Source organism: Nocardia sp. JCM 38205 (assembly GCF_058222935.1).
Genome location: NZ_JBYHFL010000003.1, coordinates 86474 through 109653, shown reverse-complemented (window position 1 = coordinate 109653; position 23180 = coordinate 86474). Strand labels below are relative to the sequence as shown.

The window sequence follows — 23180 nt, the reverse complement described above, 5'->3', positions numbered from 1 at the left end:
TCCGATGAGTGAATCGACCGTGCGGATCGGACTGATCCTGCCCGATGTGATGGGCACCTACGGCGACGGTGGCAATGCGCTGGTGCTGCGTCAGCGGTTGCGGATGCGCGGCTACGACGCCGAGATCGTGGAGATCACGCTGTCCGAGCCGGTGCCCGAATCGCTGGACATCTACACCCTCGGCGGCGCCGAGGATTCGGCGCAACGCCTGGCCACCCGCCACCTCCAGCGCTACCCCGGTTTGCAGCAGGCGGCCGCGAAAGGCGCACCGGTGCTGGCGATCTGCGCGGCCATCCAGGTGCTCGGCCAGTGGTACGAGACGTCATCCGGTGAGCGCGTCGAGGGCGTCGCCCTGCTCGACGCCACCACCTCACCCCAGGACAAGCGTGCCATCGGCGAGGTGACCACCACCCCGCTCATCCCCGGCCTGACCGCGCCGCTCACCGGCTTCGAGAACCACCGCGGCGGAACCGCGCTCGGCCCCGGCGCCACCGGCCTCGCCCGGGTGACCCGCGGCGTCGGCAACGGCGTCGGCGACGGCCTGGAGGGCGTCGTCCAGGGCTCGGTCATCGGCACCTACATGCACGGCCCTGCCCTCGCCCGCAATCCGGAACTCGCCGACCTCATCCTCAGCCGAGCCCTCGGCGTGGATGCCCTCGAGCCGCTGGACCTGCCCGAGGTGGAACAGCTGCGCCGCGAACGCCTGCGCGCCTGAATCAGGCGGGCAGGATATCGACGTCGTATTTGTGGCACCACGGATCACGGGTAACCAGACGGAGCCCCTCGCATTGCGCCTGCGCCACGAGTATCCGATCGAACGGGTCCCGGTGGATCAACGGCAATCGGCCGGCGACGATGCCATGCCGATGATCGATCGGTAGGTGGTCGAACCCGCTGTGCCGAAGCTGCTCGGGCAGATCGGGTGGCCCGTCGAGCTTTCCGAGCGCTTGCTTTATCGCGACCTCCCACACAGTCGCCGCACTGAGGTAGACATCGGGCTCGTGGTTGAGCGCATCGACGAGCTCGTCGGACAGGACCGGGTTCCCCTCCAGCCACCACAACGCCACGTGGGTATCCAGCAGCAGGCTCATGTCGTCATGCCGAAGTCGCGGGCGATCTCGGCATTCGTTTCATCGGAGTCCCACTCCGCCGAAAGCCTCAGTTTGCCCCGCAGCGAGCCATGACCCCGCCGATCGACTCGACGTTTCAGCGGGACCACCTTCGCCACCGGATGCCCGGCCCGGCTGATGACGATCTCTTCCCCGCGCTCGACGCGTTCGATGATGCGCGACAGATTCGTCTTCGCTTCGTGAATATTGAACTGCTCGGCTGAGCTGCTCGACATGACCGGCCTCCTTAGCTAAGAGGTTAGTCCACCGAGTCGCGTTTCGGCAGTACGCCGGGCTGATTCAAGCCCGGACCGCGACCTCGGCAGATTCCTGTCCGACCGCACCGCGTGTGGATGCGGTCCGGCCCGGGGCCCGCGTCGTGGTCGCCGCGAACGCGCCCGCGATGACGATGACGCCGCCGATCAGGCTCGCGGGGGTGGGGGTCTCGTCGAGGAAGATCCAGGACGCCCCGATGCCCACCACCGGAACCAACAGGGAGAACGGGGCTACGGCGCCCGCGGGGTAGCGGCTCATGAGGTAGGTCCACAGGCCGGAGCCGACGACGGTGGCGAGCAGCGCGATGTAGGCGAGGGCGGCCAGGGCGGGCCAGCCGGTGGCGGAGAAGGTGGCGGCCAGGTCGTGGAAGCCGGTGGTGGGGCCTTCGAGGGCGGCGGACAGGGCGAACAGCGGCAGCACCGGGACGACCGTGATCCACAGGGTCAGGTGCAGCGGGTTGACCCCGGGCGATTCCTGGCCGGCGCGGCGGGCGCCGATATTGCCCAGCGCCCAGCCGAAACCGCCGGCCAGGGTGAGCAGCACGGGGATCAGGCTCGCGTGCGCGAAGCGGTCCCAGCCGATGATCGCCATGCCGGCGACCGCCGTCAGCAGCCCGGCGACCTGAACCGGGCGGATGCGCTCGGACAGCAGGAGCGCACCGAGTGCGACGGTGAACGGCGCCGACGATTGCAGCACCAGCGAGGCCAGCCCGGTGGGCATCCCGACCCGCATGGCGGTGAACAGGAACGCGAACTGCAACATGCCGAACCCGATCCCGTACAACAGGATCCACCGCCACCGAACCTTCGGGCGCGGAATGAACAGTAGGACCGGGACCGCGATCACCGCGAAACGCAGCGCGGCGAAGAAGAACGGCGGAAGGTGGTCGAGCCCGATGCGGATGGCCAGGAAGTTCAGGCCCCAGAGCAGGACGACGGTCAGGCCGAGGGTGCGGTCGCGGGTGGTCACGCGTTCCAGGATGGGGGTGGACGAATGCTCAGAACAATCGAATTGATCTGCACTATTTGTGTAGTATTGCTTAATGGATTCGGCGGGTGCCCCGATGTCGCTCGAGCGATTGCGAGTGCTGCGTGAATTCGCCGACCGCGGCACCGTCGCCGCCACCGCCACTGCCCTGTCCATGACGCCGTCAGCGGTATCGCAGCAGTTGAAGGTGCTCGCCAGGGAGGCGGGCGTGGCGCTGCTCGAGCCGGACGGGCGTCGTATCCGGCTCACCGACGCCGGTCACGCGCTGGTGGTGCGCGCCGACGAGGTGCTCGCCGCGATGGACCGGGCGGTCGCGGAGATGGCGCACTACCGCGGCTCGCCGCGCGGCCGGGTGCGGGTGGCGGTGTTCCCGTCCGGCGGCGCGCTGCTCCTGCCCAGGGTGCTGCCCGCGCTGGCAGACAGCGGAGTCGAGGTCATCGCCCGCGACGAGGACGTGCCACCGTCGGAAACGCACCGCCTGCTGGCCGATTACGACATCGTTCTCACCCACCGCGACGAACGCGCCGCATCCGTGGCAGGCCCGCGCATCGCCGCGCGGGTGCTCATGCGTGAACCCATCGACGTGGTCGTCGCCCCGACCCACCGGCTGGCCGGCCACTCGTCGGTTACCCCGGAAGAACTGGCCGAGGAGAGCTGGCTGAGCGTGCGCGGCGGTTTCCCGGTGGACGACGTGCTGCGCTCCATCGCCACCGTCACCGGCGTCGAGCCACGAATAACGCAGCGCCTCAACGAGTTCCGCATGATCGAAACCCTGGTGGCGACCGGTTACGGCGTAGCCCTCATGCCCCGCTACGCCGTCACCCACCCGGAACTCTCGGTCCTGCGCCTCTCCGGCGTCCGCGCCGCCCGCCTCTACGAACTCGCCACCCGCCCGCGCGCCGACGACCGCCCCGCCATCGCGGCGGTCCTGGACGCGTTCATCACCGCCGCCGCCGAAATCCCCGCCTGACCGCAGGCGCCGCACCAGGACGGCGGCCAGGCGTGCGCCCGATCACGACACGCACCGGAGTAACCTCCCACTGCCTGGCATACGCCGGTGCTATGCACGAGGTACGGACTCAGACGGTTGGAGGCGATATGCGCGCGACGAACTGTCCGTCCTGTGCGGCGGCGCTGGATCACTGCCATGGCACGTTGGTGCTGCATGCCGGGCGTATCGCGGAATGCACCGACGCCGACTGCTTCGATTTCGACCATGCCAGGCACACCTTCATCGTGGAATGCACCGATCTCGCGGGCGGTTGCCGCTGCGGTTCTCCTTCGTCGGTGCGCACCCGTACGCTGGCCGGGTGAGCTACGACCACATTCTGTTGCCCTCCGGCGCGGCCACGACTCCGGCCGAGGTCGACGCGTATCTGACCACCCAGCAGGGGCAACCGGAAGGTGAGATCGTCGCGGCCATCGCGGCCGAGGTGAACCGGCGCAATGACGAGCTGCCCGAGGCGGACACCTTCCTCAGTTCGGCGCCGGTCGGCGGTGCAGATACCGGGACGGTGCTGCAGATCTCCAGCCCGTACGACGCGATCGGGTTCGTGCGCGAGCTGCTGTTCCAGCTCGCGACACCACAGAACTACGCCGTCTACGATCCGCAGCTCACCTGGCTGATCGATCCTGCCGGGCATGTGCCGGTGGAGGTATCGCACGGTGGGGCGGGCGAGTTCCCGTATCTGACGCGGCCGCTGGCACAGCGCTGGGTGGCCGAGCTGGCCGCCCCGAACCCGTATCTGGTGGTGTCGCGGGGCGAGCAGGAGTACATCCAGACCTATCACCAGGAGCCGGAATACATCCTGGAGTACCGCGACGGGTCGCCGAAGAAGCATTTCACCACCACGCTGGACGACGCGGCCACGGTGTCGGAGCTGATCTGGGCCTGGACCATCGGTGATCGCTCCGCGCTCGACGACGTCGCCTGGACCGCGCTGAAGCTCTGAGGTCGACCGCGCTGCCGCGGCTTACAGCGCGCGCCGCCCCGATAGCGCCCGGCCCAATGTCAGCTCGTCGGCGAACTCCAGATCGCCGCCCATCGGCAGCCCGGAGGCCAGCCGGGTGACGCTGAGCCCGGGGAAATCGCGCAGCATCCGCACCAGGTAGGTGGCGGTGGCTTCGCCCTCGGTATTGGGGTCGGTCGCGATGATCACCTCGGTGACGTCGACGCCGTCCTCCTGATTGCCGATGCGGGCCAGCAGCTCCCGGATCCGCAGCTGGTCGGGGCCGACGCCGCTGAGCGGGTCGAGCGCGCCGCCGAGCACGTGGTAGCGGCCACGGAATTCGCGGGTGCGTTCGATGGCCTGGACGTCTTTGGGTTCCTCGACGACGCAGATCATGGTGCGGTCGCGGCGCGGGTCGGCGCAGATGCGGCACAGTTCGCCGTCGGCGACGGTGCCGCACATGGCGCAGAAGCGCACGCCGTCACGCACCTTCTGCAGCACGGCTTGCAGCCGATCGATTTCCGGCGGCTCCACCTGCAACAGATGGAAGGCGATGCGCTGTGCGCTCTTGGGACCGACGCCTGGCAGTTTGCCCAGCTCGTCGATCAGATCCTGGACCGGGCCCTCGTACACCTGTGCTGACTCCGGTCGGTCACATGCCGGGCAGGCCTGGCAGCCCGCCCGCACCGCCGGCCAGCGGGCCGAGCTTCTCCGAGGCCAGCTGCTGGGCGTTGGCCATGGCGTCGTTGATCGCGCCGATCACCAGATCCTGCAGGGTTTCGACGTCGTCCGGGTCGACGGCCTTGGGATCGATGGTCAGCGACTGCACCTCACCGGTGGCCTTGATGGTGACCTTGACCAGGCCATTGCCGGCTTGGCCCTCGACTTCGGCGGCGGCGATCTCGGCCTGCGCCGCGACCATCATCTCCTGCATCTGCTGGGCCTGGGCGAGTATCTGCTGCATATCGAACTGACCACCGGGCTGCACGCCTGTTACCTCTTCTCCAGCCGATCTGCGGAAAGTGTCATCGCCAGCCTAGTGGACTCGGCGCGGCGCGTCGGCCGCACGCCCGGCATTGCCGGAGCGAACTCCCGGGCGGTCGAGGGACGAGAGCCGAGCCGGAATACCCGCGCGGTCGACGCAGGCCGAAACAACGGCGCTGACCTCCACCGATTCCCTCACGAGACACCTACCCACGGGCATAGGATCGGCCACAGGTCTGCCCCTCGGCGGACCCGCCGAGACACCGCGTGGACACGCGACCACGCAGCGATCATCGACGCCGAACCGCAGGGACAACCCACACCGAGGAGGCTCGGATGGCTCGCGAGACCACGATGAACCCGGCCCGACGCGCTCGGTTGCGCACCCGCAGGCTGGTAACACTGCTGTCCGCGGCAGCGGCAGCCGTGCTGATGGTGGCAGCTCCCGCGAGTGCCGCTCCGGCGCCGGTGGCCACCGATTACGGCGGCGGCTGCGTCATCGACCCCGCCAACGGCGCGGCCACCGTCGACGCGCTGCGCTTCCGGTGCAGCCCCGAACAGCAGGACGCCATCTTCAAGGCCTCGCCGCGCGGCGCGGTGCCCAGCGGCGTGAAGAACGGCTGGGTGACGCGACCGCCTGCGATGCAGGCACTCGCGCCGGCCCTGTGGATCGGCAAGACCTTCTACACGGGCCCGGACGGTGGCTGGCTGATGAACCGGGTCACCCCGGCCGGCATCGAAGCCTGGCGCGCCGACGTCTACACCGCGCCTGCCCTGGTCGACGGTGCGCCCACCTGGGCGCTGAACTATGCCCCCTCGCCGACCCCGCAGGTCTACGACGAGATCCGGGAGGTCAGCCCGGGCGTCTGGTTCGGCTACTCCTGGTGGCGCGGCGCCTTCCAGACCACACTGCTGCTCGCGTTCGTGCTGGCTTGACCCTCCGGTAGCCGGAGGGTGTGTGCTCTGGTCATGACAGCGATCGTCCCGATCGGCGAATTCGCCAGGCTGAGCCACCTGAGCGTGAAAGCCCTGCATCACTATCACGAGATCGAGCTGCTGGTGCCCGCGCGGATCGACGCGAGCACCGGCTATCGGCGATATTCGACCGAGCAGGTCGCCGACGCGCAGCTCATCCGGCGGCTGCGCGAGCTGGACATGCCGCTGCCGGAGATCCGTGCGGTGCTCGCCGCCCAGGATGTGGCCGATCGCGATGCGGCGCTGCGCGCGCATCTGCTGCGTATGGAAAGACAGTTGCAGCGCACCCAGGAGGTGGTCGCCTCGCTGCGCGGGCTGCTCACCACCGCGCCGCCACTGCGGGTGGAGTATCGCCGGATTCCGGAATTCACCGCGCTCACCCGCACCGCCGTTGTCGCGCGCGAGCAGATCGACCGGTGGTGCGCCGAGACGTTTCCGATGCTGGACGCCGCGCTCGCGGCGGCCGGGATCGTGCCGGCGGGTGTGGCCGGAGCCGGCTACGCGCCGGAGTTCTTCACCGCCGATGACGGCGAGGTGACCGGATTCGTGCCCGTCACAGCGGATACGACCGGTGAATTCCCGGACGGGCTGACCCTCACGACGCTGCCTGCCCGCGATTTCGCCGTCGCCGTCCACGACGGTCCCTACAGCGAGATCGACCGCGTCTACGGCGCGCTGGGCACCCACGTCGCCGAACACGACGTCGCGCTGCCCGAACCGATCCGCGAGCTCTACCTGATCGGGCCGGACCGTTCACCCGATCCGGCCGGTTACCGCACCGAATTGTGCTGGCCGATCGCCGCGTGAGCCGCACCGCGCCGGATATCCAGCACCCAACAGCCCCACGCACGCCAGAAGGAGAGCCCCGATGACCCTGTCCATCGCCAACGTCACCATCGACTGCCACGACCCCGGCAAGCTGGCCGATTTCTACGCACAGTTGCTCGGCCATCCCGTGGATCCGGACGCGAGCGAGTTCTACTCGACGGTGGGTCGCAGCTCCGGGATGACGACGCCGCTGATGTTCATCCGGGTTCCGGATAAAACGCCAGGAAAGAATGTCGTGCACCTGGATCTGGCGACCAGGCAGTGGCGCGAGGAGATCGAACGCGCGGTCTCCCTCGGTGCCAGGCATATCGCCGACTACGACGAGTACGGGATCAAGTGGGCCACCCTCGCCGACCCGGAGGGCAATCTGTTCGATATCGGCGACCACGACTGACCGGGTGGTACCGGCCGGGCGACGACCCGGCCGGTACCCGGCTCAGCCCAGTTCGTTCTTCAGGTTGGCCAGCACCTCGGCCTGGATCTTCTTCAGCCCCAACGGCGCGAAGATGCCCTCGAAAATGCCCTTGATGCCGCCCGCGCCCTGCCAGGTAGTGGACAGGGTGACCTGGGAACCGGCGGCGTCGGGGGTCACCGTCCAGGTATTGACCATCGACGAATTGGCGTCGCGCTCGACCACCTCGGACTCCGAGACCGACACGCTGGCACGCACATTGCGCTGCCGGCTCTCGGTGGCCTGCAGGGTCCACTGGGCCACCGTTCCGGCGCCCTGGCCGCCCTCGATCACCTGGTAGTCGCGGTAGTGCGAGGTGAGGATGCGCGGGCGCACATCGACGTAGTCCGCGATCGCCGTCAGTGTGCGCTGCGGATCCGCTCCCACCACGATCGAACTGCTGGCACTGACCTGTCCCACGATGAACTCCTTGTCCGGATGCGGTATCTCGCCCCCATCCTGCCCTGCCGCACTCGCGCCGCGCCCGGCGCCCGGTCGGCGGCCGCTTTACCGAATTCCACTCGCCGCCGGTTCGAACACGGTGCAACATATGCGTGACATTTCATCCGAGTCGGGGACCTCACAGTGGCCGACCATGATCGCGAGTATTAGCGTCGAGGAGTGGCAGTGAGTCTGTTGGGGAAGGCCGGCCACGCTCCGGCCGCATATGAATCCGGGTTCGCAGCGCATCGAGAAGGCGTGCAACGCCTCCTCGCGAGCTATCGCGCCATCCCACGCGATGCCGACGTGCGCCTGGCCAAGAAGACCTCCAACCTGTTCCGGGCCAGAGCGAAGAACACCGCTCCCGGCCTGGACGTCTCCGGGTTGACCAAGGTCATCGCGGTCGATCCGGTCGCGAAGACCGCCGATGTCGCGGGCATGACCACCTATGAGGATCTGGTCGCGGCGACGCTGCCCTACGGACTTGCGCCCCTGGTGGTACCGCAGCTGAAGACCATCACCCTCGGCGGCGCCGTCACCGGGCTCGGTATCGAGTCGACCTCGTTCCGCAACGGGCTCCCGCACGAATCGGTGCTGGAAATGGACGTGCTGACCGGAGCGGGCGAGATCATCACCGCCACCCCCGACGGCCCGAACGCCGATCTGTTCCGCGGCTTCCCCAACTCCTACGGCACCCTCGGCTACTCGACGCGCCTGAAAATCGAACTGGAAACCGTGCAGCCCTATGTGGCGCTGCGCCATCTGCGGTTCCACGATGTGCGCGAACTCGAGGCGACGCTGGCCACGATCGTCGATGAACGCAGCTACGACGGCGAACGGGTCGACTACCTCGACGGCGTGGTGTTCACCGCCGAGGAGAGCTACCTGACCCTCGGCAGGCAGACCGACGAACCCGGCCCGGTCAGCGACTACACCGGCATGGACATCTACTACCGGTCCATCCAGCACGATTCCGGCGCACCCAAACGCGACCGGCTCACCATCCACGACTACCTGTGGCGCTGGGACACCGACTGGTTCTGGTGCTCGCGCGCCTTCGGCACCCAGAACCCGAAGATCCGCCGGTTCTGGCCGAAGAAGTACCGGCGCAGCAGCTTCTACTGGAAGCTGGTCGCCCTCGACCGCCGCTATCACATCGGTGACAAGCTCGAGGCGCGCAAGGGCAACCCGCCGCAGGAGCGGGTGGTGCAGGACATCGAGGTGCCGGTGGAGCGCACCGCCGATTTCGTCGACTGGTTCCTGCGCGAGATCCCGATCGAGCCGATCTGGCTGTGCCCGCTGCGATTGCGCGAGCCGAGGGTGCCGGGAACAACCGCGCGCCCGTGGCCGCTGTATCCGCTGGAGCCGGACCGCACCTACGTCAACGTCGGGTTCTGGTCGGCGGTGCCGACCGTGCCCGGGCAGATCGAAGGTGCGGCCAACCGCGCGATCGAGCAGACCGTCACCGAGTTCGACGGGCACAAATCGCTGTACTCGGATTCGTACTACGACAAGGATGAGTTCGCGGCACTCTACGGCGGCGACGGCTACACCGAACTGAAGAAACGCTACGACCCGGACCAGCGCCTGCTGGATTTGTATTCGAAGGCGGTGCAACGCAAATGACGACGTTCAAGGATCGATCCGATGTTTTCGCGGATCTGGGCACCAAGCTCACGATCGCCGAGATCTTCGAGACCCTGGTCGAGGGCGAGGTCCCCATCCGGTTCACCGCCTACGACGGCAGCGCCACCGGACCGGAGGATTCGCCGTACGCGCTCAATATCGAGACCCCGCGCGGCATCAACTATCTGGCCACCGCTCCCGGCGATCTCGGGATGGCGCGCGCCTACATTTCCGGCGATATGACCGTCACCGGCGTCCATCCCGGCGATCCGTACGAGATCTTGAAGGCGATGGACAGCCTGAAGTTCCGCCGTCCGTCGGCGCTGGCGCTGCTGACCATCGCCCGTTCGCTCGGATGGGAGCGCCTGCGCCCGGTGCCACCGCCGCCGCAGGAGACGGTGCCGCGCTGGCGGCGCATCGCCATGGAGGGCCTGCGCCACTCCAAGACCCGCGACGCCGAGGCCATCCACCACCACTACGACGTCTCCAATGCCTTCTACGAGCATGTGCTCGGCCCGTCCATGACCTACACCTGCGCCTGTTACGGCGAGGAGAACTGGACGCTGGAGCAGGCGCAGGAGAACAAGTACCGGCTGGTGTTCGACAAGCTGCGGCTGAAGGAAGGCGACCGGCTGCTCGATATCGGCTGCGGCTGGGGCGGAATGGTGCGCTATGCCGCCAAGCGCGGCGTCAAGGTGATCGGCGCGACGCTGTCGGCCGAGCAGGCCGAATGGGCGCAGAAGAAGATCGCCGAAGAAGGCCTGTCCGAATTGGCCGAAGTGCGCCATTCCGATTACCGCGATATCGCGGAAACGGGATTCGACGCGCTGTCCTCGATCGGGCTCACCGAACACATCGGCGTGCACAACTACCCGTACTACTTCGGCTTCATCAAGAGCAAGCTGCGCGACGGCGGACTGTTCCTCAACCACTGCATCACCCGCCCGGACAACACCCGCACCACCAAGGCCGGCGATTTCATCGACCGCTACGTCTTCCCCGATGGTGAGCTGATCGGTTCGGGCCGGATCATCTCCGAGATCCAGAACATCGGACTGGAAGTGATGCACGAGGAGAACCTGCGTGAGCATTACGCGCTGACGCTGGCCGAATGGTGCAAGAACCTGGTCGAGAACTGGGACGCCTGCGTCGCCGAGGCCGGTGCGGGCACCGCGAAGGTGTGGGGCCTGTACATGGCGGGCAGCCGGTTGGGCTTCCAGCGCAATGTGGTTCAGCTGCATCAGGTGCTCGGGGTGAAGCTCGGCCCGGACGGCCGCAATACGCTGCCGCTGCGGCCGTGGTGGCAGCCGTAAATCCCTGACAGATCAGGCGAGCAGCTCGTCGACGAACCGGACGGGCAGCTCCGAGGGCAGGTCGTTGCGCAGTACCCGCAGGATCGCGACCACACCCGGCCCCGCGTCGAGCAGGGGCCGGGTCCAGTCGAGCTCGGCGCACGTGGTCACCGCCGGCACCAGCTGCGCCGCGGCCTCGCCGACCCAGCCGGCCGCGGCCAGGCATTCGGCCAGCAGCAGCGAGGTGTCGAGCTGGGCGCGCGGGCGGTGCTGCTCATGGGTGCGCCCGTACAGCGCCCTGGCCCGGCGCACCGCACGGTCCTGATCTTCGATGCCGCCGCCGGCCAGCAGCTCCCGGATGGCGGCGGTTTCCTGCGCCTCCAGCGTCAGCGCCGCGGTGCCGGTGAAGCGGTGTCCGGCGCGGCCGGTATCGCGGAACAGGTCACCGTTCCAGCGCGCGGTCGCCGACTGCGGGCCGGAGGGCTCGGCGGCCGGGCCGAGCCGCACCCGTTCGGCGCGGATCTGCGCGGCCAGCCGCGGCAGGTTCTGGTCGACGGCGATGCGTTCACCTTCGGCGAGCCGATTCGCGGCCGTGCTCATATCGCCGCGCACCGCCTTCACCCGTGCCCCGATGACGAAGGTGGAGATCAGGAAGTCGATCGGGCCCACCCGGGCCACCAGTTGATGGCTCTCGTCCAGCAGCCGGTCGGCGGCGTCGAGCTCACCGCGCCGGTAGTGCAACTCGCCGAGCAATGCCGCCGCCACCCGCACCGCGTGCGAACGTGGACCCGAGCGTGCCCGCGCGATATCGAAGGCCTGCTGGAAACAGCGGGCCGCGGTGGCGATATCGAGCTGTTCGTAGGCGACCGCGCCGCGACTGCACAACCCGAACACGCTGCCCAGCGGGTCCTTGGAGCGTTCGTGGTATTCGGCGGCCCAATCCTGGATGGCGCGGGCGCCGTCGAAATCGAACTCGCACAGCCGCGCGAACGAGGTCAGGTTCGCCGCGGTCGACACCGTCCAGGCCGGGAGTTCGTCGGGATGTTCCAGGCAGTCGGCGATCTGCTCGATCACGCCCTCGGTGTGATCGCGGGCGACCTGATCGGCCGCGGAGAGCACCGCGGCCTGACAGCGCTGCCGGATGACGTCGGCGTCACCGGACGGGCCGCGCGACAACACATTCGACAGCCGGCCCAGCGCGCTGCGCGCCGCACCGGACTGTTGCAAGTTCACATTGGCCCGCGCCACCGCCATCAGCAGCTTCGACCGTGAGGCCACCTGCTGCACCGGCAGTTTCGATACCGTGCCGAGCAGGGTGGCCAGCCGCGATCCGTCGATCAGATCCATGCCGCCGCTCTCCAGCAGATCCAGCGCCATCTTCAGATCGGTCGCCGCCACCGCGTGATCGACGGACTTGCGTAGCAACTGATGTTCGGCGTACCAGCGGGCCGCCTTGCGATGCAGCGCCTTGACCTGCGCCGGATCGCTGCGTTCGAGCCGGGCCCGCAGATGTTCGGCGAACAGCGGCTGCACCCGGAACCACTCCGGATCGTATTCCACTCGCCGGACGAACAATTCGCGCTGTTCGGCCTGTTCCAGCAGGTGCTCGGCCTCGGGATCGTCCGACAGCGCCGCCGCCAGCGAACCGGACACCTTCTCCGCGATCGAGATGGCGGTGAGGAAGTCGACCATGCGCGGCTCCAGCCCGTCGATGACGTTCTCGGCCAGATACTCGCGGATGCCGTGCCCGCCCTCGGCCAGATGCGCGATCAGCGGCGCCGGATCCGGGTTGCCGCGCAGCGCCAGGCTGATCAGCTGCACGGCGGCGGGCCAGCCGTCGGTGGCGCGATGCAGTTCGTCGATCTGGGCGTCGTCGAGGTTGAAGCGGTTGCGCTCCACCAGGATCTGCCTGGTTTCCTCGCGGGTCAGCCGCAGCTGCGCCGATCCGATCTCGACCAGCTCATCGCGCACCCGCATCCGGCTGATCGGCAGCCCGGACTGGTCCCGGCTGGTCACCACGAAGCGCAGATGATGGCAGCCGTTGTCGAGCAGCGAATCCATCACCCGGCGGGTGCCCTGATCGGTGATGCGGTGCCAGTCATCGATCACCACCACGACCGTGGCGCCGCCGGCGTGCACATCGTCGATGAGGGTGGTGATGGCATAGGCGACGGCGTCGGCGGGCTGTTCTTCGAGCACCTGGTCCAGGCCGGTGCCGATATCGGGGCGCACCCGCCGGATCGCTTCGATCAGGTGGGCCAGGAACCAGATCTCGTTGTCGTCGTCGCTGTCGATGCCGATCCAGGCGACCGCGACGCCGTCGGCGGTCAGTTCGCCACGCCACTGCGCGGCCAGGGTGCTCTTGCCGAAGCCGGCGGGCGCGTGGATCACCGCGAGCCTGCGTCGACCGCCCGTGCGCAGGATGTCGAGCAGCCGGGTGCGCGGAATCGGTTCCCGAGCCGGGGTCGGCGGACGGAACTTGGTGGCGGCGGTCGGCGGCAGGGTGGCCGTCGGTGACGGGTCGTAGCCGGGGCGCGGGGTGGGCGGGCTCAGGTTCAGCGGCCAGCTGCGGCGCGCGGTGACCGCGGTGCGGCCGCCCTGCGCGGGCGCGGCGTCGGATTCGTCGGTGGTGTCCAGCAGGGCCATCTCGTCGGCCATCTGCCCGTGCGCGCGCTGGATCGCACGCAGGGTCTCGCCGAACTCGTAGGCCGAGGCGGGGCGATCGTCCGGGTTCTGCGCCATCGCGTGTTCGACGGCCGCGGCCACGTCGGAGGGGATGTCTTGTTCGCGCAGGTCGGGGACGGGCTGGGTGGTGATCCGCAGGAACTGCGCCACCACCTTCTCCCCCGCCTGACGTTCGAACGCCGCGTGGCCGGTGAGCAGCGCGAACAATGTCGCGCCGAGCCCGTAGACGTCTGAGCGGACCGTCGGCTCCTCACCCTTGAGCACCTCGGGCGCGGTGAACGCGGGCGAACCGGTGATCATGCTGCTCGAGGTGCGGAACCCACCGGGCACCCTGGCGATACCGAAATCGGTGAGTTGCGGTTCGCCGTACGAACTGAGCAGCACATTGGCCGGTTTGACGTCGCGGTGCAGAATGCCCGCCCGGTGCGCGCTCTCGATCGCGCCGGCCAGTTTCACCCCGGCGCGCAGGGTGTCCGACCAGGTGAGCGGGCCGTTGTCGCGGACGACGACCTCCAGCGAACCTCGGGTGGCATACGGCATGACGATGAACGGCCTGCCGGTGGCGGTGACGTCGACCTGGAGGATGTCGACGATGTTCGGGTGCCCGGACAGCCTGCCCATCGCGTGTTCCTCGCGCAGGAAGCGTTCGCGGCTCTCGTCGTCGATATCGGAGGACAGCACCTTCACCGCGACGACTCGGTCGAGCGCGCGCTGTACGCACCGGTAGACGACGCCGAAGCCGCCGTGCCCGATCTCGCGCGCGCCCGACAGGCCCATGGCCTCGAGTTCGTCCTCGATGGCGATGGGATTGTTCTCCTGGGTGTCGCGGTCTTCTGGCCGGGTGCCGGTGTCGCCGTTGCCGGAGACGGCAGGCCTGGCGGCGGCGCCGGTTTCGTCGGCAGCACCGGCTACCGGGTCCGCGCCGGCGGCGGCATCGGATTCGGCCGGTTCCGTGTCGGCCTCGGGCTCGGGGCCAGGTGATCGCGTGGCGAGGTCGGGCTGCCAGCGCGCCGTATCGGAGACGACGCTGCCCGACTCGCTCGCGCGGTCCGAACGCGCCCGTGGATCCATCTCACCACCTCGCACTCCCGACGAATCGGCGGCCGACGAGCACATCCTGTTCTCGGGCGGTCGAGCGGATCGCCCGACGGCCGTCGTGCGCTCGGCCTCCGGACCCGGAGTGGCTCCGGTATCCGAATCCTCTGCGCACCTCCAACGTAGCTCGGTGCGCGACGGTGTGGGTGGGTTTCCCGTCCCGCGTGGCGGGCGATCCGATCAGGGTGGGGTGAGGGCGGCGGTCAGTCCCAGATCACCGCGCCGGACGGCCCGGCTCGGGCGCTGCCAGACCGCGCGGTACACCTGGTCGGCGGCGCCGCTCAGCGAGGCGTCCGCGGGGGACGGCGGGCCGCCGAGGCTGACCCGCAGCGGTTCGCTGTCGGTCGAGAGCCGCACGGTCCAGGCGAGATCGGTATCGACCGCGTGCACGAGGACCCTGCCGCCGCGGGGCGGTGGAATGCGGCGCAACTGGCGCGGGATGGTCACCCGCAGCGCCTCATCGATCCCGTCGGCGGCGAAGCGGGTGTCGAAGAGCTCGCCGACAGCGCCTGGGTCGACCGAACCGATCCTGGCATGCCTGGCATCGAGCCGGTGGATGGCGGTCTCGTGGGCCTGCCTGCGCGCCCAGAAACGGGCGGTCGCGGTGTCGGCGCCGGCGAAGACCCAGGTGGGAGCGTCCGGGCCGAGTTCGGTCAATGCGGTGAGCATTGCCGTCAGCCGGGCGTCCCAGTAGTCGATCAGCTCCGGCCACTCGACCGGAGGCTCCTCCGCGCGCGGCGGTTCCGATGCACCGGGCTCGCTGCGCAAGGCCTGTTCGACCCACTGGTACACCCGCGCGAGATGCCGAACCAGTTGCCGCACAGTCCATCCCGGACAGGTGGGCACCGCAGGATCGGGGCCGCAGGCCACCACGTCCGATCGCAGGGCCGCGGCATGCGCCGTGAGCTGCTCGATATGCTCGCCGAATTCCACCCACCCGACGTTAGCCGCCGCCTCACCGCCGGCCCGCGGCCCGGGTGAGCTCGGGTCCGGCACCGCCGATCCGGCCGGAAACCGGCACCGGACGGCGAAGGCCCGCCACCGCGAAACACGGTGACGGGCCTTGCCTTTCGCGATCAGCGACCGCGAGCGATGACTACTTGCGCAGCGAAGCCGGAACCTCGAAACGCGCACCGTAGGTCTTGGCCAGCTCGTCGGCGCGAGCCACGAAGGCCTCCTGGCCGCCCGGGTAGCCGACGATGAACTGGTGCACACCACCGGTCCAGGCCGGGTAGCCGATGCCGAAGATCGAGCCGATGTTGGCGTCGGCGGTCTTCTCCAGCACGCCCTCGTCGAAACACTTCTGGGTCTCGATCGCCTCGATGAACAGCATGCGGTCGATCAGATCCTGGATCGGCACACCGAAGCCGATGTTCGACTTGTAGTGCTCGGCCAGGCCGGACCACAGGCCGATGCGCTTGCCGTTCTCGTCGTAGTCGTAGAAGCCCGCCTTCTCCAGGCGGCCCGGGCGACCCGAGTTCACCATGAACTCGATGACGTCGATGGCCGGGTGACGCTCCTTGCCCATGGTGACCTCACCACGCGCGATGGCCTCTTCGGTCTCCTTGGCGATCTTCAGCATGAGCTTCATGTTCAGCTCATCCGACAGCTGCAGCGGCGCGGCCGGGTAGCCCGCCTGCAGACCCGCCTGCTCGATGGTCGCGGGCGCGATGCCCTCGCCGAGCATGGCGATCGCCTCGTTGACGAAGGTGCCGATGACGCGCGAGGTGAAGAAGCCGCGGCTGTCGTTGACGACGATCGGGGTCTTCTTGATCGCGAGGGTGTAGTCGAACACCCGCGCCAGCGCCTCGGGCGAGGTCTTCTCACCCTTGATGATCTCCACCAGCGGCATCTTGTCGACCGGCGAGAAGAAGTGGATGCCGATGAAGTCCTCCTGGCGCTTCACGCCGGTCGCCAGACCGGTGATCGGCAGGGTGGAGGTGTTGGAGCCGAGCAGGGCGTCCGCGTCGACGATGTCCTCGATCTCCTGGAACACCTTGTGCTTGAGCTCGGTGTTCTCGAAGACGGCCTCGATGACGAAGTCGACACCGGCGAAGTCGGCCGCGTCCGCGGTCGGCTTGATCCGGTCCAGCAGCGCCTTGGACTTCTCCTCGGTGGTCTTACCCCGGGAGAGGGCCTTGGCCTCGATCTTCTCCGAGTAGCCCTTGCCACGCTCGGCGGCCTCGAGGGTGACGTCCTTGAGCACGACCTCGTAGCCGGCCTTGGCCGACACGTAGGCGATACCGGCGCCCATCATGCCCGCGCCGAGCACGCCGACCTTCTTGATCTCACGCTTGGGCACATCGGCCGGACGCGAGCCACCGTTGTTGATCGACTGCAGGTCGAAGAAGAACGCCTGGATCATGTTCTTGGCGACCGGGCCGGTGAGCAGGTGCACGAAGTAGCGCGACTCGATCAGCGAGGCGTTGTCGATGTCGACCTGCGAACCCTCGACCGCGGCGGACATGATCGCGCGCGGGGCGGGCATGTTCGCGCCCTTGATCTGCTTACGCAGGTTGGCCGGGAAGGCCGGCAGGTTCGCCGCGAACGCGGGCGAGGACGGGGTGCCGCCGGGGATCTTGAAGCCCTTCTTGTCCCACGGCTGGACGCCACCCTCGGGGTTGGCCTTGATCCACGCCTTGGCGGCGGGGACCAGTTCCTCGACCGAGCCGACGACCTCGTTGATCAGGCCGATCTCCTTGGCCTTCGCGGGCCGGTACTTCTGGCCCTGCAGCAGCACCTGCATGAGCGCACCCTGCAGGCCGAGCATGCGCACGGTGCGGATGACGCCGCCGCCGGCGGGCAGCAGGCCGAGGGTGACCTCGGGCAGACCGAGCTGCACACCGGGCACATCCGCCGCGATCCGGTAGTGGGTGGCGAGGGTGATCTCCAGGCCACCACCGAGGGCGGCGCCGTTGATGGCGGAGACGACCGGCTTGCCGAGGGTCTCCAGGCGACGCAGGGCGCCCTTGATCTGGCCGAGCTCATCCATGAGGGCCTGAGCGTCGTCCTTGCCGACCTTCATCATGTTCTTCAGGTCGCCACCGGCGAAGAAGGTCTTCTTGGCCGAGGTCAGCACCACACCGGTGATGTTGTCCTTCTCGGCCTCGAGCCGCTCGACCGTCGCGGTCATCGACTTCTTGTACAGGTCGTTCATCGTGTTGGCGCTCTGGTTCGGGTCGTCCATCGTCAGCACGACGATGCCGTCCGAATCCTGCTCCCAACCGATCATGTTGGTCTCGCTCACAGTTTCTTTCTCCTTGTGAAGTATCGGTTGGGGGTCAGACGCGCTCGATGATGGTGGCCACGCCCATGCCGCCGCCGATGCACAGGGTGATCAGCGCGTAGCGGCCGTTGCGGCGCTCCAGCTCGTCGACCATGGTGCCGGTGATCATCGCGCCGGTGGCACCCAGCGGGTGGCCCATGGCGATCGCGCCACCGTTGACGTTCAGCTTCTCGTCCGGAACCTTCAGGTCCTTCTGGAACTTCAGCACCACCGAGGCGAAGGCCTCGTTGATCTCGACCAGGTCCATGTCGTCGATGGTCAGGCCGGCCGTGGCCAGGGCCTTCTTCGCGGCCGGGGTCGGGCCGGTCAGCATGATGGTGGCGTCGGCGCCGCTGGTGGCGGTGGCCACGACGCGAGCGCGCGGGGTCAGGCCGGAGGCCTTACCTGCCTCTTCGGTACCGATCAGCAGCAGCGCGGCGCCATCGACGATGCCGGAGCTGTTACCGCCGTGGTGGACGTGGTTGATCTTCTCCACGAAGTGGAACTTCTGCAGCGCCACCGCGTCGAAGCCGCCCATCTCGCCCAGACCGGCGAAGGAGGGGTTCAGCTTGGCGAGGTCTTCCAGGGTGGTGCCGGGGCGCATGTGCTCGTCGTTGTCGAGCACGACCAGGCCGTTCTGATCCTTCACGGGAACGATCGACTTGGCGAAGTAGCCGCCCGAGGTGGCCTTGGCGGCCAGCTCCTGCGAGCGCACGGCGTAGGCGTCGACATCCTCGCGGGAGAAGCCCTCGATGGTGGCGATCAGGTCGGCGGACACACCCTGCGGCACGAAGTAGGTGTCGTAGGCGGTGGCCGGGTCCATGGCCCACGCGCCGCCGTCGGAGCCCATCGGCACGCGCGACATCGACTCGACGCCACCGGCGATCACCAGATCGTCGAAGCCCGAGCGCACCTTCTGCGCGGCCAGGTTCACGGCCTCGAGGCCGGAGGCACAGAAGCGGTTGAGCTGGAAGCCGCCGACGGTGTCGGGCAGGCCCGCGGTGAGCACGGTGGTGCGGGCGATATCGGCGCCCTGGTCACCGACCGGGGAAACGACACCGAGGATCAGATCCGAGATCCGGTCTTCGTCGAGGTTCGGGAAGCGATTGCGCAGCTCCTGAACCAGACCCGTGGTGAGGTCGATCGGCTTGACCGAGTGCAGCGACCCCTTCTTGTTGCGGCCGCGCGGGGTGCGGATGGCCTCGAAAATGTAGGCCTCTGTGGTCATATCGGAGTGTTTCCTTCCTAGGGTTGCGCCCGGACCGCACTAGGCGGCACCGGCGCGGGTAACCTCGCCGACCGGCCATGAGACCGACCGTGTGTATTCAATTCGCGGTACTCCCGGTGCCAGTCGTGCCACCACGCTCACACCGCCCATGTTCAATTTGCGCTGCTCACGCAACCGCGGTGGTTACTAGAGCTGCCGCCTGCCCAGTCTTCGCCACTACCGCCTAACGCTGTACAAACGAGGACATGGGCCTGCCGACGCAAGACAAGGTCGCCCGTACGCCTGGGCATACGATAGAACCTCGCCTCGCATGAGCTCGCGGCCACCCGCACATACTACCGCCGGATGCGAACTCCGGTTAACTTAACGTCGGGCGGGCAGTGGTTGTCAACCCTCTGGCCGGGTGCGATGCGCCTCACTCCAACCGGACGGCACCCAGCTCGGAGGCGAGCAATTGCAGGGCGACCTCATCCGGGTCCTGCCGGTCTCCCGGCGCCACCGGCCGCGCGGATTCGGCCAGCATCTCCTGCTCTTCCTCCGGCGTCGGCGGCGGGATCGGCGCGCCGCTGTACTCGCCAGGGCCCGGATCGTCGGGCAGATCGGGGTAATCGGGGGGCGGAATGTCGTCGTCGGCTATCGGGGCGGCCTTGGCCTGGCTGGGGCGGGAGAAGCGGGGCGGGGTGCTCGCCGCCTTGGTTGTGGTGGCCCGGGCGGATGCCGAGTCGGCGCCCGGCTCGGCAGGAGTCGACGGCGAGCCCGCCGGGGCGGATGCGCTCGGCCGGGAGAAGCTGCGCGGGGCGGATGGTTCGGACGCTCCCGGCGCCGGCGCGGGATCCTCGGCGGCGCCGTCGCCGGACCGGCGCGATCCGCCGCCACCGGATTCCCGGCCACCACGGCCGCGAGTACCCGCGCCACCGCGCGGTGCGGTCTGTCCGGCGCCTGCCTCGAACCGCACATCGAATTCACGCCCGAGCACCGTCTGCAACGCTGCCCGCAGCGCATCCACACTGCGTTGCTCGGACAGCCGCTTCACGAGTGCGTCATGCGGGTGAACGAAGACGGCGGTGGCGCCGTCGACGCGGGCCGGTGCGGCGGCGGTCAACATCGCGTGCACCGCGACCGCGATCTTGCGCACCTCGGCCTTGATATCGGCCCAGGCGGCTTCGAGTTCGGCCAGCGGATCGCCGGTGGGGGCGGGTGCGGTGACCACTTCCGTCTCGGCACCGGGCGCGCCGACCTCGTCGTCGGCGTCAGGTCCTTGCTCCGGCTCTGCCGCTTCCCCACCCGCGAGGTCATCGACTCGAGGCTCCTCGACGGCCGCGACCACCGGGGTGGCCTCGGCGGCGGGCTCGTCGATCGGCTCGGCGGCGGGTGCAGTGTCGTGATCGCTCCCGGCCGGGGGCTGCTCGGCGGGGGTCGCGTCGCCGGCACTGACGGGGGTTATCTGCGGCTCCGCCGCTGGCGGCTGCTGGGTGTTCGCGGGTATTGCCGCCTCGGGCCGGGCAGCCGCGCCATCCTGCTGGGCCGAGACCTGATCAGTGCTCGGCTGATCAGCGCCGGAGGCCGCCACGGCATCCTGCGGTTCCGACTTCGGCGCGCGCGATTCACGCAGCGCGGCAAGGGCTTCGGCGCCGCGGCGACGATTGGGGTCGGCGGGGGCCGGAGGCGGCGCGGGAACGGCCGGTGGAGCCCCGGCCGCCGCGGAAGGCACGGCACCGGAAGCGAACTGGCGTTCCAGGTGCTCGAGGCGTTGCAACGCCGCCGCGTCCGAGTCGGTGGCGGCGGGCAGCAGCATGCGGGCGCAGATGACCTCGAGCAGCAGGCGCGGGGCGGTGGCGCCGCGCATTTCGCCGAGGCCGGCGTGCAGGAGTTCGGCGTAGCGGGTGAGTGCGGCGGGGCCGATGCTCTCGGCCTGGGCTTGCATGCGTTCGAGCTGATCGCCGGGGGCGGCGACCAGGCCACGTTCGGCGGCGTCGGGCACCGCGCGCAGCAGGATCAGATCGCGCAGGCGTTCGAGCAGGTCGACGGAGAAGCGGCGCGGATCGTGCCCGGCCTCCATCACCCGGTCGATGGTGCCGAACAGCGCCGCGCCGTCGGAGGTGGCCAGCGCACCGACGGCGTCGTCGATCAACGCCACATCGGTGACGCCGAGCAGCGACACCGCCCGCGTATAGGTGACGCCCTCGGGCCCTGCGCCCGCCAGCAACTGGTCCAGCACGCTGAGACTGTCGCGCGGCGAACCGCCGCCCGCCCGGATCACCAGCGGATACACCGCCTCCTCGACGGGCACGTTCTCCTGTTCACAGATGCGGCCGAGCAGGCCGCGCATGGTGGCGGGCGGAAGCAACCGGAACGGGTAGTGGTGGGTGCGCGAACGGATGGTCGGCAACACCTTGTCCGGCTCGGTGGTGGCGAAGATGAAGATCAGATGGGCCGGCGGTTCCTCGACGATCTTGAGCAGCGCGTTGAAACCGGCCGTGGTGACCATGTGCGCCTCGTCGACGATGAACACCCGGTAGCGCGATTCGGCGGGCGCGTAGAAGGCACGGTCGCGCAGCTCACGGGTGTCGTCGACACCGCCGTGGCTGGCGGCGTCGAGCTCGATGACGTCCAGGTTGCCCGGGCCGCCGGGCGCCAACGCCACACACGACGGGCAGACCCCGCAGGGGCGCGAGGTCGGGCCTTCCACACAGTTCAGCGACCGCGCCAGGATCCGCGCGGAGGAGGTCTTACCGCAACCGCGTGGCCCGGAGAACAGGTAGGCATGACTGATCCGCCCGGTGTCGAGCGCGGTGCTCAGCGGGTCGGTGACGTGCTCCTGACCCACTACCTCAGCGAACGAAGCCGGTCGGTACTTCCGGTACAGAGCCACGGCCAGAGGTTACCGGCGGGCACCGACAGGTGAACACCCGCGCTGGTCGCGCCCGCGCCACCAGAATGCCGGGCCACCGCCACCGGAATGTCGGCAGCGACCCAGCGAATAACGAAACCGTCACCTCGCGCATGCCGGCGCAACCAGCTGGCTAACCTGTTGTCGGCAACTTCGGTAGCCAATCTTCATCAGGTTGGTGACCCCGGTCGGATCCACCCCGGCCGGGGCACAACCGAGCTCGACGAATCCACGCCCCCGCACCCGGAGGAACTCGCCGTGTCGTCGTGTGAAGACATTGCCGCCGCCTGGCTTTCCGGCACCGAATTCGCCGGGAACCGCGCCGCCGTGCAGCTGCTCAGCCGCGCGATCAGCCCGGGCGATTTCGCGGTAGAGCGCGAATCGCTACCGGTCAGCGCCGTCGCCGATCCCGTCACCTCGGCCACCATCCTGGAATTGCTCGAGCGCGGCCAGGTACCGACCATGGCCGCCATTCGCACGCTCACCGCGCAGAACGAGATGCGCCGCGAAGCCGAGCGGGTGGCCGATCTCGGCAGGCGCGCACAACGCTGGATCGACGATTTCGGCCGCCTGCTCGCCACCGTCGCCGAGGCGCATTGGCTGGCCAACGGCGTCGGCCCGACCCGCCGCGACGCGCTGGCCTCCGAGCCGGTCGCCCTGCTGATTCAGAGCCGGGTGGGCGAGATCGCGCCGAATGCGCTCAAGCATCTGTGGCTGATCGAGCGCGCGCAGCGGGCGGGCTGGATCGCCTATGACGACGAGCCGGGATCGCTGTGCGCGGCCCGGCGTTTCCACTCCGAGCAGTACGGCGACCAGGTCTCGGCGCAGCCGATCCATCTGATCGGCGCGGCGGTGGCCCGGCACGTCGACCGGGCCTGCGGCCACACCTGGCGGGAACTCGCCGTCCATATGCGGGATCGCTCGGGTGTGCCGATCTTCTTCGACGGCGCCGACGCCCTCGCGCAGCAGCGCTGGCTGACGATCGCGGGCTGGATAACGGTGCACGAGGAGCGGCCGGCCCTCGGTCCGCGCGGCCGACGCGCGCTGGCGCGCGGGCGCCGATAGCGAATCTGCCCCTTCCGCCACCAGGTTAACCGCG

21 protein-coding genes are annotated in these 23180 nt (G+C 68.9%); 10 read left to right on the top strand and 11 right to left on the bottom strand.

Annotated features, from left to right (window positions below; all coding sequences use genetic code 11):
- Positions 1 to 4: 4 nt before the first annotated feature.
- Complete coding sequence (locus tag AC4HOU_RS12215; RefSeq protein ID WP_490724513.1) at positions 5 to 715, top strand: type 1 glutamine amidotransferase; 711 nt, start codon at positions 5 to 7, stop codon at positions 713 to 715.
- 1 nt (position 716) lies between these two features.
- Here AC4HOU_RS12215 and AC4HOU_RS12210 read toward each other — a convergent pair whose 3' ends face one another.
- From AC4HOU_RS12210 to AC4HOU_RS12200, 3 genes are all read right to left on the bottom strand, one after another.
- Positions 717 to 1091, bottom strand: a complete 375-nt coding sequence (locus tag AC4HOU_RS12210) for a type II toxin-antitoxin system VapC family toxin (RefSeq protein WP_194990681.1) — start codon at positions 1089 to 1091, stop codon at positions 717 to 719.
- Positions 1088 to 1345, bottom strand: coding sequence for a type II toxin-antitoxin system Phd/YefM family antitoxin (locus AC4HOU_RS12205; RefSeq protein ID WP_163816819.1), 258 nt, complete (start codon positions 1343 to 1345; stop codon positions 1088 to 1090). The genes AC4HOU_RS12210 and AC4HOU_RS12205 overlap by 4 nt, the downstream gene beginning before the upstream one ends.
- Before the next feature lie 64 nt (positions 1346 to 1409).
- The gene (locus tag AC4HOU_RS12200; protein ID WP_490724512.1) at positions 1410 to 2354 is read right to left on the bottom strand and encodes an EamA family transporter; all 945 of its coding nucleotides are present in this window, start codon (positions 2352 to 2354) and stop codon (positions 1410 to 1412) included.
- 94 nt (positions 2355 to 2448) lie between these two features.
- On the opposite strand from AC4HOU_RS12200, the gene AC4HOU_RS12195 reads away from it, so the two are divergent.
- The 3 genes from AC4HOU_RS12195 to AC4HOU_RS12185 all read left to right on the top strand — a co-directional run bounded on the left by AC4HOU_RS12195 (position 2449) and on the right by AC4HOU_RS12185 (position 4324).
- Positions 2449 to 3342, top strand: coding sequence for a LysR family transcriptional regulator (locus AC4HOU_RS12195; RefSeq protein WP_280498893.1), 894 nt, complete (start codon positions 2449 to 2451; stop codon positions 3340 to 3342).
- A gap of 128 nt (positions 3343 to 3470) precedes the next feature.
- Complete coding sequence (locus AC4HOU_RS12190; RefSeq protein ID WP_194990679.1) at positions 3471 to 3686, top strand: hypothetical protein; 216 nt, start codon at positions 3471 to 3473, stop codon at positions 3684 to 3686.
- Positions 3683 to 4324, top strand: coding sequence for a hypothetical protein (locus AC4HOU_RS12185; RefSeq protein ID WP_194990678.1), 642 nt, complete (start codon positions 3683 to 3685; stop codon positions 4322 to 4324). Before AC4HOU_RS12190 ends, AC4HOU_RS12185 begins: the two co-directional genes overlap by 4 nt.
- Before the next feature lie 21 nt (positions 4325 to 4345).
- Here AC4HOU_RS12185 and recR read toward each other — a convergent pair whose 3' ends face one another.
- Both recR and AC4HOU_RS12175 read right to left on the bottom strand, forming a co-directional pair.
- Positions 4346 to 4954 carry a recombination mediator RecR gene (gene recR / locus AC4HOU_RS12180; protein ID WP_014348574.1) on the bottom strand — a complete coding sequence of 203 codons (609 nt, stop codon included), beginning with the start codon at positions 4952 to 4954 and terminating at the stop codon, positions 4346 to 4348.
- A 19-nt stretch (positions 4955 to 4973) separates the two neighbouring features.
- Positions 4974 to 5309, bottom strand: coding sequence for a YbaB/EbfC family nucleoid-associated protein (locus AC4HOU_RS12175; RefSeq protein WP_036532087.1), 336 nt, complete (start codon positions 5307 to 5309; stop codon positions 4974 to 4976).
- A 332-nt stretch (positions 5310 to 5641) separates the two neighbouring features.
- Between AC4HOU_RS12175 and AC4HOU_RS12170 the strand changes: the two genes are divergently transcribed.
- The 3 genes from AC4HOU_RS12170 (at position 5642) to AC4HOU_RS12160 (ending at position 7502) form a co-directional block, all read left to right on the top strand.
- Positions 5642 to 6241 (top strand): hypothetical protein, encoded by a 600-nt coding sequence (locus AC4HOU_RS12170; protein ID WP_163816811.1) that lies wholly within the window; start codon positions 5642 to 5644, stop codon positions 6239 to 6241.
- Positions 6242 to 6274: 33 nt separating this feature from the next.
- Complete coding sequence (locus AC4HOU_RS12165; protein WP_195006903.1) at positions 6275 to 7087, top strand: MerR family transcriptional regulator; 813 nt, start codon at positions 6275 to 6277, stop codon at positions 7085 to 7087.
- 61 nt (positions 7088 to 7148) lie between these two features.
- Positions 7149 to 7502, top strand: coding sequence for a VOC family protein (locus AC4HOU_RS12160; RefSeq protein WP_163816806.1), 354 nt, complete (start codon positions 7149 to 7151; stop codon positions 7500 to 7502).
- Between the two features lie 42 nt (positions 7503 to 7544).
- On the opposite strand, the gene AC4HOU_RS12155 is transcribed toward AC4HOU_RS12160, so the two are convergent.
- The gene (locus AC4HOU_RS12155; protein WP_163816804.1) at positions 7545 to 7979 is read right to left on the bottom strand and encodes an SRPBCC family protein; all 435 of its coding nucleotides are present in this window, start codon (positions 7977 to 7979) and stop codon (positions 7545 to 7547) included.
- 216 nt (positions 7980 to 8195) lie between these two features.
- Here AC4HOU_RS12155 and AC4HOU_RS12150 point away from each other — a divergent pair, with 216 nt between their 5' ends.
- Complete coding sequence (locus AC4HOU_RS12150; protein WP_375139426.1) at positions 8196 to 9626, top strand: FAD-binding oxidoreductase; 1431 nt, start codon at positions 8196 to 8198, stop codon at positions 9624 to 9626.
- Positions 9623 to 10939 (top strand): class I SAM-dependent methyltransferase, encoded by a 1317-nt coding sequence (locus AC4HOU_RS12145; protein ID WP_194991192.1) that lies wholly within the window; start codon positions 9623 to 9625, stop codon positions 10937 to 10939. Before AC4HOU_RS12150 ends, AC4HOU_RS12145 begins: the two co-directional genes overlap by 4 nt.
- Positions 10940 to 10951: 12 nt before the next feature.
- Here AC4HOU_RS12145 and AC4HOU_RS12140 read toward each other — a convergent pair whose 3' ends face one another.
- The 5 genes from AC4HOU_RS12140 to AC4HOU_RS12120 all read right to left on the bottom strand — a co-directional run bounded on the left by AC4HOU_RS12140 (position 10952) and on the right by AC4HOU_RS12120 (position 22063).
- Positions 10952 to 14674 (bottom strand): protein kinase domain-containing protein, encoded by a 3723-nt coding sequence (locus AC4HOU_RS12140; RefSeq protein WP_490724511.1) that lies wholly within the window; start codon positions 14672 to 14674, stop codon positions 10952 to 10954.
- Positions 14675 to 14878: 204 nt separating this feature from the next.
- Positions 14879 to 15631, bottom strand: coding sequence for a maleylpyruvate isomerase family mycothiol-dependent enzyme (locus AC4HOU_RS12135; RefSeq protein WP_490724510.1), 753 nt, complete (start codon positions 15629 to 15631; stop codon positions 14879 to 14881).
- Between the two features lie 163 nt (positions 15632 to 15794).
- The gene (locus AC4HOU_RS12130) at positions 15795 to 17945 is read right to left on the bottom strand and encodes a 3-hydroxyacyl-CoA dehydrogenase NAD-binding domain-containing protein (protein ID WP_163817893.1); all 2151 of its coding nucleotides are present in this window, start codon (positions 17943 to 17945) and stop codon (positions 15795 to 15797) included.
- Positions 17946 to 17979: 34 nt separating this feature from the next.
- Positions 17980 to 19191 carry an acetyl-CoA C-acetyltransferase gene (locus AC4HOU_RS12125; RefSeq protein ID WP_138447751.1) on the bottom strand — a complete coding sequence of 404 codons (1212 nt, stop codon included), beginning with the start codon at positions 19189 to 19191 and terminating at the stop codon, positions 17980 to 17982.
- A 415-nt stretch (positions 19192 to 19606) separates the two neighbouring features.
- Positions 19607 to 22063, bottom strand: a complete 2457-nt coding sequence (locus AC4HOU_RS12120; RefSeq protein WP_490724509.1) for a DNA polymerase III subunit gamma and tau — start codon at positions 22061 to 22063, stop codon at positions 19607 to 19609.
- A gap of 276 nt (positions 22064 to 22339) precedes the next feature.
- On the opposite strand from AC4HOU_RS12120, the gene AC4HOU_RS12115 reads away from it, so the two are divergent.
- A complete protein-coding gene (locus tag AC4HOU_RS12115) occupies positions 22340 to 23146 on the top strand; it encodes a hypothetical protein (RefSeq protein WP_490724508.1) in 807 nt (268 codons plus the stop codon).
- Positions 23147 to 23180 lie beyond the last annotated feature (34 nt).

What these genes read in the sequence shown, in the direction of transcription:
- AC4HOU_RS12215 (WP_490724513.1), top strand. Translation starts at nt 5, where the DNA reads ATGAGTGAATCGACCGTGCGGATCGGACTGATCCTGCCCGATGTGATG.
- AC4HOU_RS12210 (WP_194990681.1), bottom strand. Translation starts at nt 1,091, where the DNA reads ATGAGCCTGCTGCTGGATACCCACGTGGCGTTGTGGTGGCTGGAGGGG.
- AC4HOU_RS12205 (WP_163816819.1), bottom strand. Translation starts at nt 1,345, where the DNA reads ATGTCGAGCAGCTCAGCCGAGCAGTTCAATATTCACGAAGCGAAGACG.
- AC4HOU_RS12195 (WP_280498893.1), top strand. Translation starts at nt 2,449, where the DNA reads ATGTCGCTCGAGCGATTGCGAGTGCTGCGTGAATTCGCCGACCGCGGC.
- AC4HOU_RS12190 (WP_194990679.1), top strand. Translation starts at nt 3,471, where the DNA reads ATGCGCGCGACGAACTGTCCGTCCTGTGCGGCGGCGCTGGATCACTGC.
- AC4HOU_RS12170 (WP_163816811.1), top strand. Translation starts at nt 5,642, where the DNA reads ATGGCTCGCGAGACCACGATGAACCCGGCCCGACGCGCTCGGTTGCGC.
- AC4HOU_RS12165 (WP_195006903.1), top strand. Translation starts at nt 6,275, where the DNA reads ATGACAGCGATCGTCCCGATCGGCGAATTCGCCAGGCTGAGCCACCTG.
- AC4HOU_RS12160 (WP_163816806.1), top strand. Translation starts at nt 7,149, where the DNA reads ATGACCCTGTCCATCGCCAACGTCACCATCGACTGCCACGACCCCGGC.
- AC4HOU_RS12145 (WP_194991192.1), top strand. Translation starts at nt 9,623, where the DNA reads ATGACGACGTTCAAGGATCGATCCGATGTTTTCGCGGATCTGGGCACC.
- AC4HOU_RS12140 (WP_490724511.1), bottom strand. Translation starts at nt 14,674, where the DNA reads ATGGATCCACGGGCGCGTTCGGACCGCGCGAGCGAGTCGGGCAGCGTC.
- AC4HOU_RS12125 (WP_138447751.1), bottom strand. Translation starts at nt 19,191, where the DNA reads ATGACCACAGAGGCCTACATTTTCGAGGCCATCCGCACCCCGCGCGGC.